Annotated in this window: 9 protein-coding genes; 4 read left to right on the forward strand and 5 right to left on the reverse strand. The window is 69.9% G+C overall.

Annotated elements, in window-relative coordinates; all coding sequences use genetic code 11:
* Positions 1–24: 24 nt before the first annotated feature.
* Together SSMG_RS14300 and SSMG_RS14305 are read right to left on the reverse strand one after the other, a co-directional pair.
* Entirely contained in the window at positions 25–1215 is a 1191-nt protein-coding gene (locus SSMG_RS14300) for a CaiB/BaiF CoA-transferase family protein (RefSeq protein ID WP_009076868.1), read from the reverse strand.
* On the reverse strand, positions 1215–2396 hold the full coding sequence (locus SSMG_RS14305) for an acyl-CoA dehydrogenase family protein (RefSeq protein ID WP_234392829.1): 1182 nt from the start codon (positions 2394–2396) through the stop codon (positions 1215–1217). The genes SSMG_RS14300 and SSMG_RS14305 overlap by 1 nt, the downstream gene beginning before the upstream one ends.
* 127 nt (positions 2397–2523) lie before the next feature.
* Between SSMG_RS14305 and SSMG_RS14310 the strand changes: the two genes are divergently transcribed.
* Positions 2524–3264, forward strand: coding sequence for an IclR family transcriptional regulator (locus tag SSMG_RS14310; protein WP_009076872.1), 741 nt, complete (start codon positions 2524–2526; stop codon positions 3262–3264).
* Between the two features lie 145 nt (positions 3265–3409).
* The gene (locus tag SSMG_RS14315) at positions 3410–4726 is read left to right on the forward strand and encodes an MFS transporter (RefSeq protein WP_009076874.1); all 1317 of its coding nucleotides are present in this window, start codon (positions 3410–3412) and stop codon (positions 4724–4726) included.
* A gap of 110 nt (positions 4727–4836) precedes the next feature.
* Here SSMG_RS14315 and SSMG_RS14320 read toward each other — a convergent pair whose 3' ends face one another.
* Positions 4837–5418 carry an OmpA family protein gene (locus SSMG_RS14320; protein WP_009076875.1) on the reverse strand — a complete coding sequence of 194 codons (582 nt, stop codon included), beginning with the start codon at positions 5416–5418 and terminating at the stop codon, positions 4837–4839.
* 393 nt (positions 5419–5811) lie between these two features.
* Here SSMG_RS14320 and SSMG_RS14325 point away from each other — a divergent pair, with 393 nt between their 5' ends.
* Positions 5812–6432 (forward strand): DUF998 domain-containing protein, encoded by a 621-nt coding sequence (locus tag SSMG_RS14325; RefSeq protein WP_199785907.1) that lies wholly within the window; start codon positions 5812–5814, stop codon positions 6430–6432.
* Positions 6429–8444, forward strand: coding sequence for a glycosyltransferase (locus SSMG_RS14330; protein ID WP_009076879.1), 2016 nt, complete (start codon positions 6429–6431; stop codon positions 8442–8444). Before SSMG_RS14325 ends, SSMG_RS14330 begins: the two co-directional genes overlap by 4 nt.
* A 70-nt stretch (positions 8445–8514) precedes the next feature.
* On the opposite strand, the gene SSMG_RS14335 is transcribed toward SSMG_RS14330, so the two are convergent.
* Together SSMG_RS14335 and SSMG_RS14340 are read right to left on the reverse strand one after the other, a co-directional pair.
* Entirely contained in the window at positions 8515–11781 is a 3267-nt protein-coding gene (locus SSMG_RS14335) for a GH92 family glycosyl hydrolase (RefSeq protein ID WP_037713653.1), read from the reverse strand.
* 403 nt (positions 11782–12184) lie between these two features.
* A complete protein-coding gene (locus tag SSMG_RS14340) occupies positions 12185–13546 on the reverse strand; it encodes an MFS transporter (protein WP_009076883.1) in 1362 nt (453 codons plus the stop codon).
* Between the last annotated feature and the right edge of the window lie 9 nt (positions 13547–13555).

Below are 13555 nucleotides of genomic sequence, written 5' to 3' on the forward strand. Positions count from 1 at the left end.
AGCGGTTTCGTGGCGGTGAGCGGGCTAGGTCCGCGGCAGGCCGGTGTGCGCCGCCCCGCTGGCGAGTGCGGCATCGACCTCCGCGGCGGAAAGCCCCGCCGCGGCAAGCACCTCCCGCGTATCCGCCCCCGGCGGCCGCGGCGGCTCAGCGGCACACCCCGGCGTCCGGCCGAGCTTCACCGGCACCCCGACCCCGCGGTACCCGTCCCGCTCCACGACCATCTCCCGATGCCGCACCTGCGGAGCGTTCATCGCCTCCGCGAGGTCGTGCACCGGAGAAGCCGGAACCCCCTTCGCCAGCAGCAACTCAGTCAAAGTGTCCCGTTTGTACTGTCCGATCAGGACACTCAGCTCAGCCCGGAGCGCACCGGCATTGCGCACCCGATCGGCATTCGAAGCGAACCGCGGATCGGAAGCCAGCCCGGGGGCACCGAGCACGTCGACCAGTGCCGCGAACTGCCGGTTGTTTCCCGCGCCGACGAAGAAGGGTCCGTCCGCGGTCGAGAAAGTCTCGTACGGCGCGATCGACGGATGCGCCGAACCGGTCCGCTGCGGAACCGCACCGTCGGCGAGCCAAGCCGCGGAATGCGGGTGCAGCAAGCTGATCACCGTGTCCAGCAAAGAACAATCCACCAGCTGGCCCAGCCCGGACCGCGCCCGCTCGTGCAGTGCCAGCAGAATCCCGGAAAACCCGAGCACCCCGGTCACCACGTCGACCACCGGCACGCCGATCCGCAGCGGCGGTCCGTCCGCCTCGCCGTTCACGCTCATCAGGCCGCCGTAGGCCTGCAGCACCGCGTCGTATCCGGGAAGGCCGCCGAGCGGGCCGTCCGTGCCGAAGCCGGTGATGCGGCAGTGGATCAGCGCCGGATGCTCCGCCCGGATCGTCTCGTCCGGCCAGCCCCACCGCGCGAGCGTGCCCGCCTTGAAGTTCTCCACCACCACGTCCGCGCCCGCGAGCAGGGTGCCGAGCAGCGAACGACCGTCCGGACCGGACAGATCGAGGACGATGTTCTTCTTGCCCCGGTTGAGATTCGCGTAGTACGCGCTCGTCCCTTCGGAGAGGAACGGCGGACCCCAGGTCCGGGTTTCGTCGCCCGAGGGCGGTTCGACCTTGATCACCTCGGCCCCGTGGTCGGCCAGCATCTGCGTGCAGTACGGCCCGGCCAGCACCCGCGACAGGTCCAGCACCCGCAGTCCGTCGAGCGCGCCCATCAGTACGACCTCGGCAGCCCGAGCACGTGCTGGGACACGTAGTTCAGCACCATTTCCTGGCTGATCGGCGCGAGCCGCAGCAGCCGCGCCTCCCGGAAATACCGCTCCACGTGGTACTCCCGCGCGTAGCCCATCCCGCCGTGGGTCTGGATCGCCTGGTCGGCGGCCTGGAACCCGGCGTCCGCGCACAGCCATTTCGCCATGTTCGCCTCCTTGCCGCAGGACAGGCCGCGGTCGTAACGCCAAGCGGCGTTGCGGGCCATCAGCTCCGCCGCGTCGAGCCTGGTCGCGGCCTCGGCCAGCGGGAACGCCAAGCCCTGGTTCTGCCCGATCGGCCGGCCGAACACCTGCCGTTCGCCGGCGTACCGAACCGCGCGGCGCAGCGCGGCCCGGCCGATGCCGAGCGCTTCGTGGGCGAGGAGGATGCGTTCCGGGTTGAGCCCGTCGAGCAGGTACCGGAAGCCCTTGCCCTCCTCGCCGACGCGCGCCGATTCCGGTACCTGCAAGCCGTCGATCAGCACCTCGTACGACGGCACCGCGTTGCGGCCGAGCTTGGGGATCGCGCGCAGCTGCACCGCGTCGGACTCGATGTCCACCACGAACAGAGACATGCCGTCGGTCGGCTTCTCGACTTCGTCGCGCGGCGTGGTGCGGGCGATCAGCACCATTTTCTGCGACTGGCCCGCCTTGGTGATCCAGACTTTCCGGCCGTGCACCACGTAGGAATCGCCTTCGCGGCGGGCGAAGGTGGAGATGCGCGTGGTGTCGGTGCCCGCGTCCGGTTCGGTCACGCCGAAGCAGACGTGCAGCGAACCGTCGACCGCGCCGGGCAGGATTTCCTGGCGCAGCTGCTCGCTGCCGTGCTTGACGATCGTGTTCAGCCCGAAGATCGTCAGGTGCATCGTGCTGCACCCGTTCATCCCGGCCCCGGACGCGGCCACTTCTTCCAGCAGCAGCGCGGCTTCGAGGATGCCGAGCCCGCCGCCGCCGTACTGCTCCGGGATCGCCATGCCGAGCCAGCCCGCGGAGGCGAACGCGTCGTAGAACTCGCGCGGGAACTCGCCGCGTTCGTCGCGTTCGGCCCAGTACTCGTCGGGGAACCGGGCGGCCAGCTCGCGCACGGCGCGCCGGATGTCCTCCTGGTCTTGGCTCAGCTGGAAGTCCACAGTGCTGCTCTCCATTGTGCGCATATAAGAACGCCGAGTTCGGATATGCGTCCAACGTAAGGCGGCGCGCGGTCCGGGTCAAGCACCGTCCAGGGCGGTCGCCGCGATAGGGTTCGTATGTACGAACGCAGGGGAGGCTGCCATGACCGAGTCGACGGCCAAGGCCCACCGGACGGTCGGCCGCGTCACCAGCATCCTCGAATGCGTCGCGCGGCAGCCCGGCATGCGGCTGCACGAGCTGTCGGTGGCCCTCGACGCGCCGAAATCCTCGGTGTTCGGCCTGGTCAAAGGCTTGGTGTCGACCGGCTACCTGGTCGAGGCCGACGGCGCCTACCGGCTCGGTCCCGCGCTGGGGAACCTGCTCACCGGCGGCCTGCCCGGCATCGCGACCGCGGCCCGGCCGGCGCTGGAGGAACTGCGCCGCCGCTTCGGCGAGACCGTGATGCTGGGCGCCGCGGTCGGCGATTCGCTGATCTACGTGGACGCGGTCGAGTCCGAACAGCCGATCCGCTACTCCGCGCCGTTGCGCACGCGGCGGCCGCTGTATCCGCCGAGCGCGGGCAAGATCTTCCTCGCGTACTGGTCGGCGCGCCGGCGCGAGGCGTACCTGAAGTCAGTGCTCCCGGACGCCGATCGAGTGCGGGCCGCGATGGAGGAACTCGACACCGTCCGCGCCAAGGGGGTCGCGCTCAACCGCGGCGAAACCCTGCCGGACGTGAGCGCGGCGGCGCGCCCGATCCTGGTCGACGGAGAGGTGGTCGCGGCGATCGCGGTCGCCGGTCCCACCCCGCGGATTTCCGGACGGCTGCCGGAGATCGGCGACGCGCTGGCGGGCATCGCCGCGGCGGTCGTGAAGCGCTGGGAAGCCGCGCGCCAGGGCTGAGCCCGAATTCCCGGAGACCCTTGACCGGTGTGTTCGCGGTCTCTTAGCATCCGGATATACGCATCAAGCGTTCCCAAATACGCACGCAACGGCGCGCGCCGGCTGGCTTCCGCTCGCCTGTGCCCCAGTTCCGGAGAGCAGGACCATGCCCAGTGTTGTGGACGACAGCGTCGGAACGACCCGGAAAGCCCCGCGCGGAGTCGGGGTCGCGGTGGTCGTCGGCTCCGCGCTCGAGTGGTTCGACTTCTACCTCTACGCGTCGATGGCCGCGCTGGTCTTCGGCCACGTCTTCTTCCCGCCCGGCAACGACGCCGCCGCGACGATGGCCTCGGTCGCGACCTTCGCGGTCGGTTTCCTCGCCCGTCCGGTCGGCGGCATCGTGTTCGGCGCGCTCGGCGACCGGATCGGCCGCAAAAAGGTGCTGTCGTGGACGTTCGTGCTGATGGGCGTTTCCTCGGCAGGCATTGGACTATTGCCCAGTTACGCGAGCGCCGGGCTTCTCGCGCCGGTGCTGCTCGTGGTGCTGCGGCTGTTGCAAGGACTCGGCGCCGGGGCGGAATTCGGCGGCGCGATCGCGGTCGCCTACGAGCACGCTGATCCGCGCAAACGCGGACGGCAGGGTTCGTGGCCCGCGCTCGGCGTGAACGTCGGGTTGCTCGTCTCCTCGCTCGCCGTCGCCGGACTGACCACTTTGGACAAGGAATTCCTGCACGGCTTCGGCTGGCGGATCCCGTTCCTGGCCAGCTTCCTGCTCGTCGGCGTCGGCGTGTGGGTGCGCCGCCGGGTGCCGGAGACCCCGGAGTTCGAGAACCTGGTTCGCAGCAGGAAAAACCGGCCGCGCGGCTGGGCGAACCGGCCCCTGGTGAAGCTGTTCCGCAGCGACTGGCGCGCGCTGACGGTGGTCATGGTGATCACCATCGGCTACAACGGCGTCAGCTACGTGTTCAAGACGTTCTCCCTCGCCTACCTGACGAATTTCCGCGGCGTGCCGGCGAATATCGGCGCGCTGGGGATCAGCATCGCGAGCGGGATGGCGATCGTGACGGTGCCGATCGCCGGGTGGATCAGCGACCGGATCGGCGCGAAGAAGGTGGTCGTCGCCGGTGCGATCGCGACCGGGCTGCTGGCGTTCCCGTTCTTCTGGCTGCTCGACACCGGCGTCAGCTGGTACATCTGGCTGGGCCTGGTGTTCGCGACCGGCATCGTGGTCCCGGCGATGCTGTCCGCGCAAGGTGCGTTCCTGGCCAAGCAATTCCCGGCCGAAGTCCGGTCGACCGGCCTCGGCACCGGGCGCGAGGTCGGGGGAGCGGTGTCCGGCGGGCTCGCGCCGCTGGCCGCGCTGGCGATCGTGGAAGCGTCCGCGACGCACGCGACCTGGGGTGTTTCGCTGCTGTTCATCGCGGGTGCGTTGTGCATCGGATTCGGCGCGCTCGCCGATCAGAGCCGCAACGCCCTCAACTGAACCGGCAACGCGGTGCGGCCCCGGCTGCCCATCCAAGGCACCGGGGCCGCAACGCGTTGGCCTCTCCGCCGATCAATTCGCCCGGCTAGGCGACGACGACGGGGCCGGAGTCACGAAGCGACGCTGAGCTGCGTGTCCAAGGCTTGGTCGCCCTGCGCCTTTTCGTTTCCGTGCGCCTCGCTCTGGATGCGGTCCTTGGCCACGCCGTCGGCCTCGAGCGCGCTCGCGATCGCCTGCGCGCGCTCCTCGGAAAGCTTCTTCGCCTTCTCCGCGTCCGGGTAGCCGGCGTGGGTCTCGACCTTCAGCTTGACGTCGTTGCCCTGCATGGCTTTCGCGATCGCGGAGAGGCCTTCCTTGGCCTTGCCGGTCAATTCCGCCTTCTCCGGCTCGAATTTGATCGGCGAGGCCTGCGAGGCCTGCTGGATCGCCGCGGTGACCGCCTGCGCGGCCGGGCCGCCCTGTCCGGGGGCTCCGTTCTGGCCCGACGCGCCGTTCTGTCCGGACGCGCCGTTCTGCCCGGCGTCGCCGGACTGGTTGGCGCCGCTGGGCTGTGCGGCCGCGCTGGACTGGGCGGTGTTCTGCCCGGACGCCTTGGATCCGGACGAGTCGTTCGATCCGCCCGACCCGCACGCGCTGACCAGCGCGACGACGGCTGCGGCCCCGACGACCGCCTTGACGAGTGCCCTCTGCATGGGAATTGCGCTCCTTCGGCTGGGTTCGCCGGGATCTGAACACGGGGCCCGGGCACCGGCAACCGGGACGCGCTCGCCGAACGCGCCGAGCCACCACCCGGTTTCGCCCCGTCAGCAGGGCGAGCGCGGCGGTTCGCGGCCTCGTGCGCCGGAATCGACATCCACCCGGGTGAGGGACCCCGGGTGTCCACAAAGGACAGTAAGATCACCGCGCGCCGTGGGTGTATAACGTCCTATTCATCTCGGCTTTGGGCGATTTGCCCGACCGTCGCGAGGCGTTCGTCCGGTCCGACCCGGCCTCGAAAGGCCCCGCGACCGGCGGCGGATTCCAGGGGTGCATCTCAGGGTGTTCCCCGATGCCGGGTGCGCACGGCCGCCAGCATGCTGAGCGATGTGACCCTCATAACGCGGAAAGCCAGGGCGACGGCGCCGGCGATCGCCGCCGGGGCGCTGGCTTTTTCGCTGGTGCCGATCCTGCTGCTGCACCTGGTGGCGGCGGGCACGGTCGACCCGGTCCGCGACGTCATCAGCGATTACGTCTTCCCGCCCGGCGGCGCGGTGCTGCTGGCGGCGGCTTCGCTCGGGCTCGCCGGTGCGTCGCTGCTGGTCCGGCACGCGCTGCTCAGGCAGGGATTGCCCAGCGGCAGCGCGGAGTCGGTGCTGATCGCGTTGTGGGCGGCCGGTTTGGTCGTCGCGACCTTCTTCCCGACGGATCCGACCGGCGTGGAGACGTCGTTTTCCGGTGCGGTGCACCGATATGCCGGTGCGGCGATGTTCGTCTGCCTGCCGCTGGCCGGATGGTTGCTGGCGCGCCGCCGGCCGGAAGCGAAGTCGGTGCGCTGGCTTTCGCTGGCCTCCGGCGCCGCTTCGCTCGCGTTTCTGCTGGCACACGCGCCGTTGCTGGAGCAGTCCGTGCCCGAATTCCTGGGGTTGTTCGAGCGGGTGCTGTACGCCCTCCTCTACGCACAGCTTTTCGCGGTTGCCGCGATGGCCCGGACCGAGGCGGCCGCATGACTGTCCTCGCCATTGCGCTCGCCGTGCTCGGCGCGTTTTTCTTTGCCACGGGCGCACTTCTGCAGCACAGTGTCGTCACCGGGCTGTCCGGCCGGACGCGGATCGGGGAACTGATCCGGGCACCGCGCTGGCTCGGCGGCTTGGCCCTGCTCGGTTCGGGGGCGGGCGTGCACGCGGTCGCGCTGGGCATGGCTCCGCTGACTGTCGTGCAGCCGGTCGGGGTCATCGCCGTGGCGATCACCGCGATTCTCGACCGGAGGCGGCGGGATCTGCCCGCGGTCGCGGTCACCATGCTCGGCGTCGGGACGTTCGTGACAGTCGCCGCGGGCAGCACCACGAGCACCGAGGTCGGGGCCGACGCGCAAACGCGGGCGGCCTTGCTGGTGCTGGGGATCGTGGCGCTGCTGACGCTGATCGGCGCGCTCGCTTCGCGTCCGTCGGTCCGCGGACTGTGTTTCGGCGCGGCCGGCGGCGCTGCCTACGGCTTCGTTTCGGTCCTGATGCGAGCGGTTTCCCTTGAACTGCGCGAGGGAACCGTCGACTTCGGCACCGCGGTCTCCGTGGCCGCGATGGTGACGGCGCTGCTGGTCGGCGGCTGGCTCGTGCAGTTGTCCTACCGATGCGGTCCGCCGCACCTCGCGGTCGCTTGCCTGACTGTCGTGGATCCGCTGGTCGCGGTGGGCCTTGGCGCCGGGGTGCTCGGCGAAGCCACCCACCTCGACGCCACGGCGACCGCGGTCGCGCTGACCGCTGCGGTGCTGGCGGTCGGCGGCGTCGCGGTGCTGAGCCGCAGCAGTTCTTCTTCCGTCCACTCCACCAGATCGGAGCATCCAGTGAACGACGACCGGGCTTTGCGGATAGTGGTCGCCGCCGAGACCTATCCGCCGGACGTCAACGGCGCGGCGCAATTCGCGTACCGGCTGTCCACCGGGCTCGCCGGCCGCGGCCACGAGGTCCACGTGATCAGCGTCGACCCGGAGGGCCCGGCGCGCACCGAACGGGACGGCGACGTCGTGGTGCACCGCGTCCGGTCGCATCGCACGCCGTTCCACCGGACCTTCCGGATCGGCCTGCCCTGGGAGGTGAGCAAGGACGTCGCTGCGCTGCTGGAGGAGTTGCAGCCCGACCTGGTGCACGTCCAGGCGCATTTCGTGGTCGGAAGGTACGTGCTGAAGCACGCCGCCGAGATGGGTGTCCCGGGGGTGGCGACGAACCACTTCATGCCGGAGAACCTGTTCGGCCACGTGCGAGTGCCGACGTGGCTGCGCGGCGCTGCTTCGCGCTGGGCATGGCGGGACCTGACGCGCGTGTTCTCGACAGCCCGCGTGGTGACCGCGCCGACGCCGCGTGCGGTGGAACTGCTGCACGACAACGGTTTCCCGCAGCGTGCGGTCCCGGTGTCCTGCGGTATCGACATCGACCGGTACCGCCTGCGTAAGGTGCCCCGGTCCGCTGCCGATCCGACGGTGTTGTTCGTCGGACGCCTTGACGAAGAGAAGCGCGTCGACGAGCTGTTGCGCGCGGTCGCGCTCGTGCCTCGCCTGCGTGCGGAGATCGTCGGCGACGGTTCCTGCCGGGCGGCCTGGGAAAAGCTCGCCGAAGAGCTGGGGATCGCCGACCGGGTGCGGTTCCGCGGGTTCGTGTCCGAAGAGGACTTGCTGGACGCGTACGCCGCCGCGGATCTCTTCTGCATGCCAGGAATCGCCGAACTGCAGAGCCTCGCGACGATGGAGGCGATGGCGGCGGGGAAGCCGGTGGTGGTCGCGGACGCGATGGCGCTGCCGCACCTGTGCCGTCCGGGCTACAACGGCTGGCTGTTCGAACCGGGCAATGTGGGGCAGCTGGCCGAACGGCTGCACGCGGTGGTCGCGGACCCGGCGACGCTGGCGCGGATGGGGGCGGCGAGCGGAAAGATGATCGCCGGGCACGCACTGGAGTCCACTTTGGATTCCTTCGAAGCCTGCTACTCCGAGGCGATGGGCCGCGTCGCCGCGGTGCCCGCCGCAGCGTGAGATCTCTGGGGAAGGGGGGATGGCCGGGTTCGCCGGACGAAGGGGAGGGATCCGGCGAACCCGGCCGGGCTCAGGCCAGAGTGAGGGCGTAGAGCTGGACGCGGGGGTCGTTCGGCATGCTCACCGACTGGACGGTCTTGGTTGCGTCCACTGTGGAGAAGAGGCCGAACAGGCGCACCGGCGGGCCGTCGATTCCGGTGCCCGCCTTGATCCGGTGCGGCATGTCGAGTACGACGGTCGTGCCGGACGGCGTCGAACCGGCCCAGTCGCCGAACGTCACCGGAAGATCCGCGCTGGACCCGTCGCTGTAGTGCACGGTCAGCGAGGTGGACACCGGGCCGTTGTGCGATGCGCCGATCAGCTGGACCGTCTGGTGCTTACCGGCGGGCAGCAGCAGCGATTGCCCGCGTGCTTCCACGAAGTTCACCGCGGTGCCAGTGGGATCGGGTGCCGCGTAGGAGACTCCATTGTGGACGAAGGGGCCAGCTGGCGGCATGAGGTCAGCGTCGTAGCTCCAGCCGCTGCCGTCGAAGTTGCCCTCCGCGGACGCCGCGACGGTCGCGGTCCCGTCGTGATTGCGGTCGTGGCTGAGATCGACCGCGCACTGGGTGCCGGACGTCGTCGCGCACACCGTCGGTTCCCGGACCTCGATGCTCGCGGTGCGCGTGACGGTATTAGCGCCCGGCCCGGATGCCTTGAGCTGCACCGAATACGTGCCCACCGGGGTGTTCGCCGGAACGGTGACCGTGACCGGCGCGGTCTTCTGCGTCGGGAGCCGGGAGGACCACAACAGCTGCAGCGGGTCGGTCTGCACTCGCCAGCCGGACGGGGCCGACGAGGTCACGAAGACCGGTTGTGCGCCGGGGTTCTGCCCGAGCACGTCCAGGTTCAAGTGGACAGTCTGCGCTGAAGATTGCTGCGGCAGCACAACGGAACTCGGCCGCAGCGTCGCGTCGACATGCCGACGCAGGTCCCCGGTCGCCTTGTTCACCGACGGCGGTTCCGTGCCCGGCTGCGTGCCCCAGCTGGACGGTGCCGAGCCGACCTGGTAGGCGAGCTGGCCGCCGTGCGCGACCGCGGACCAGTCGAGCCAGGTCTGCCGGACGTCGCGTCCGTTGAGCGAAACGCTTTGCACGTAACGGTTCGTGTCGCTAACGCCCGGCGCGGTGACGGTGAGCGTGCCGCCTTGCCTGCCTTCGTACTGTCCGATCTGGACGGTCGCCGATTCGAACTGCGGGCTCGACACGGCGAGGAAGTTCGCGCCGCTCATCGTCGGGTAGAGGCCGAGCGAGGAGAAGACGTACCAGGCGGACATCGTGCCGAGGTCGTCGTTGCCGGTCATGCCGTCCGGACCGGTGGTGAACAGCGTCATCGCCGCGCGGACCACAGTCGCGGTCTTCGCCGGCGCGCCGACCCAGTTGTACATGTACGGGGAAAGCAGGTCGGGTTCGTTGTTGGGGTTGTAGGTGGCCTTGGCGTAGTAGTCGTACGGGCTGGCGATCCAGTCCTTGCGCGCGGTGCCCGCCGGGTCCTTGAGCAGGTTGCCGTAGGCGAAGAAGGAGTCGAGCCGCTTCTCGGTCGCCTGCTTGCCGCCCATCAGTTCGGCGAGTCCGGACGGGTCCTGCGGGACCAGCCATTGGTACTGGTAGGCGCCGCCTTCGTGGAATTGGTGGTCGGCGTCGACCGGGTTGTACGGCGTGAGCCAGGTGCCGTCGGTGGTGCGCGGACGGAACTGCTTGTCCGCGGCGTTCCAGACGTTGCGGTACCACTGGCCGCGGTCAGCGAACATCCGTGCGTCGGCCTCGTGGCCCAAACCCTTGGCCATCAACGCGAGCGCGGCGTCGGCAGCGGAGTACTCCATGGTCGCCGACGTCGGGTGTTCGCAGTCGTTGTCGCCGCCCTTGGCAGCGCAGTCCTTGCCGAGGGTGAGGCCGCTCGGGAGGTAACCGCGGTCGTTGTAGTAATTGACGCCGGAGCGTCCGTTGTACGGCGAATCGGCGGGCGGGGTGCTGGTCGCGTTTTTCTTGAGCAGCCCGTACGCCTCGTCCTCGTGCCCGGCCAGCAAACCCTTCGACCAGGCTTCGACGAGGAACGGTGTGACGGGGTCACCGGTCATGATGTTGGTTTCGCTGCCCGCGAGCGCCCATCTCGGCAGCCAGCCGCCGTCGCGGCCGATCGCCAGCACGGACAGCGCGACGTCGCGGGCCACCTGCGGTTCCAGCATTTCGAGCAGCTGGTTCTGCGGGCGATAAGTGTCCCAAAGCGAGAAGTTCTGATACGGCGTGTACCCGTTGGCGCGGTGGACCTTGCCGTCGAAACCGGCGTAGTCGCCGTTGAGGTCGCCAGCCAGGTTCGGGTGCAACTGCGCGTGATAAAGCGAGGTGTAGAACGCGGTCTGCCGTTCGGGGGTGCCGCCGCTGATCTTGATCGCGCCGAGCCGGTCCGCCCATTGCTTGCGCAACGCGGTGCGGGTGGCGTCGAAGTCGTAGCTGTCGCTGGTCTCTTTCGCGAGGTTGTCCCGCGCGCCGGCGAGCCCGGTGTAGGAGAGCCCCACCTTCAGGACGACGTCGTGGTCGGTGGCCGCGTCGAAGCTGACCCACGCGCCGTTCCCGCCGGTGCCCGAGGCGTCGCGGCTGCCCGAGGTGCGGGTGCTGCCGCGCCAGGTTCCGTAGGCGGCGAACGGGCGGTCGAAAGTCGCGGTGAAGTAGACGGTGTGCTCGTCGTGCCCGGCGCAGAAGCCGCCCGCGCGCACGCGACCCTCGAGCGTCCGGTCGCCGACGACGTGGATCTCGGAATCCTTCACCGACTGGTTCGCCTGGCCGGTGTTGAACAGCACGTTGGCCTGCCCGGTCGAGGGAAAGGTGTAGCGCTGCCAGCCGGTGCGCGGGGTGGCGGTGAGTTCGGCGTCGACGCCGTACTTCTTCAGCCCGACGCGGTAGTAACCGGGCTCGGCCTTCTCGTCGTCGTGGCTGTACCCGGATTTGTAGACGTTCTTGTCGACGGAATCGACGGCCCCCGTGGTCGGCATGACCGGCAGTTCGCCCATCACGCCGCAGCCGACGCCGGAGAGGTGGGTCTGGCTGAAGCCGTAGATCGAGTTCTGCTGGTAGTCGTAGCCGCCCTGGCCGCCGGTGTCGGGGCTGACCTGGACCATGCCGAAGGGCGCGCTGGCCCCGGGGAAGGTGTTGCCGAAGTTCTGCGTGCCGACGAACGGATTGACGAGCGACACCGGGTCCACGGGGGCCGCACTCGCGCTCGCGGTCGTGGCGGATACCAGTCCGGCTGCCACGAATCCCGCCGCTGCGACCGCAGCTGCCCGTCTTTTCTGCGACCACATGGACGCGCTACCTCCAGGGCTGACAACGTTGTCATCGTGCGAGCCGGTGCGGAGGCGACCGGCTGGTGAGCAGCTTGTCATCCTGGAGGGGGTTTGAGAAGGGCGACAATCGGACAGGTTCCTGGCCGGTATGAGGTTCGTCAGTGGCGGGTTGGTCGGGCTGGCGGCGCGGATTGTGCGGAGGTTCGCGAGGGGGACTCCGACGGGCTTTGATTCGCGCGGGGTTCCTTTCCGGCGCGAGGGTTCCCCTCGCGAAACCGTGGTGCGGTGGGGCACCCCGAAGCCCATTGTGCAGGGAGGCTTCGTATCGGGGTGCGGGGGAGGGGCTGGGTGCCCCGATCGTTGGGTGCGCGGGTGGCTGTGGGGAGCGTGGTCGTGAGGGTTCCCCTCACCTTGCCGGGAATCAGCGTCGTTCCGGGGCAGCCGAGCTGACCAGCGGGCGGCGTCGGGTGGCCAGCAGCGTGCACCCGACTGCCGCCGCGTAGCCAAGGGCCACCACGGTCATCGGGAGGCTCAGCGACATCGTCGAACCCGCGGTGAGCAGCGTGCCGAGCACCGCGGTGCCCAGCGCGCCCCCGGTCTGGCGAGCGGTGTTCAGCACGCCGCTGGCCAGTCCGGTGTGCTCCTCCGGAGGGGTCGACATCGCGACCGACGTCATCGCGGGCATCGCGATCGAGCAGCAGCACAGCACTATGCCGCCCGCCACCAGCAGCGGCAGGGAACCGGCCGCTGCCAGCAGGACCGCGCCGAGCCCGGCGAGGCTGAACCCGGCCAGCATCGGGACTCGGGCGCCGAAGCGGGCGGTGAGCCGGCCGCTGGCGGTGGCTCCGATGCCGATCGCGATGGTGAGCGGGAGCGTCAGCATGCCGGTCGCGTACGCGGACTGGTGCAGCGGGCCCTGCAGGAACAGCGACAGGCAGAGCAGGGCGCCGTAGAGGCAGAAGTTGAAGAGCAGCCCGGCAGTGCTCGCGGCGGAGAACGGGCGGGACGAGAAGATCGCCAGCGGCAGCATCGGATCGCGCCGGCGTCGCTCGACCAGGACGAACGCGAGCCCGGTCAGCACTCCGGCGCCGATCAGCGGGTAAGCCCAGCCGGACCGGCCGACCTGGATCAGCCCGCCGGCGAGCGCGCAGAGGGCGACGGTGCCGAGGACGAGCCCGTACGGATCGAGGCGACGGTCGCGCCGCTGCGGCGATTCGACGACGTACCGGCAGGTCAGCACGATGGCGAGGGCGGCGAACGGGATGTTGATCCAGAAGATCGCGCGCCAGTCGGCGAGCGCGATCAGCACGCCGCCCGCCACCGGACCGGTCGCGAGGCCGATGGCCGCGATGCCGCCCCACAGACCGAGCGCGTGCGCCCGGGCCCGCGGCTCCGGGAACTGCCGGATGATCAACGCGAGCGAACACGGCAGCAACGCGGCCGCGCCCACTCCCTGCAGCGTCCGCGCGACGATCAGCACCGGAAGGGTCGGGGCCAGCGAACACAGCGCGGACCCGACACCGAACACGACGGTCCCCAGCACGCAGACCCGTCGCGAACCGTAGCGGTCGCCGAGCGAACCGGCGGTGAGCATCCCCGCGGCCAGCGCGATGGTGTAGCTGGCGATCACCCATTGTTCCCCGCCGAGCCCGCCGCCGAGATCGCGCCGGATCGCTTCGACGGCGACGTTCACCACGGTCGCGTCGAGCTGGACGATGAAGAAGGGCAGGCAGAGCGCGATCAGCGCGAGCCGTTGTCTGCGTGCGGAGATTGTTGCGGTCACCTGACCAGG

Source organism: Streptomyces sp. AA4, assembly GCF_000158875.1.
Classification (GTDB): Bacteria; Actinomycetota; Actinomycetes; order Mycobacteriales; family Pseudonocardiaceae; genus Amycolatopsis.

Coding starts and splice junctions, on each gene's coding strand:
- SSMG_RS14300 (WP_009076868.1), bottom strand. CDS start 1,215: ATGGGCGCGCTCGACGGACTGCGGGTGCTGGACCTGTCGCGGGTGCTG.
- SSMG_RS14305 (WP_234392829.1), bottom strand. CDS start 2,396: ATGGAGAGCAGCACTGTGGACTTCCAGCTGAGCCAAGACCAGGAGGAC.
- SSMG_RS14310 (WP_009076872.1), top strand. CDS start 2,524: ATGACCGAGTCGACGGCCAAGGCCCACCGGACGGTCGGCCGCGTCACC.
- SSMG_RS14315 (WP_009076874.1), top strand. CDS start 3,410: ATGCCCAGTGTTGTGGACGACAGCGTCGGAACGACCCGGAAAGCCCCG.
- SSMG_RS14320 (WP_009076875.1), bottom strand. CDS start 5,418: ATGCAGAGGGCACTCGTCAAGGCGGTCGTCGGGGCCGCAGCCGTCGTC.
- SSMG_RS14330 (WP_009076879.1), top strand. CDS start 6,429: ATGACTGTCCTCGCCATTGCGCTCGCCGTGCTCGGCGCGTTTTTCTTT.
- SSMG_RS14335 (WP_037713653.1), bottom strand. CDS start 11,781: ATGTGGTCGCAGAAAAGACGGGCAGCTGCGGTCGCAGCGGCGGGATTC.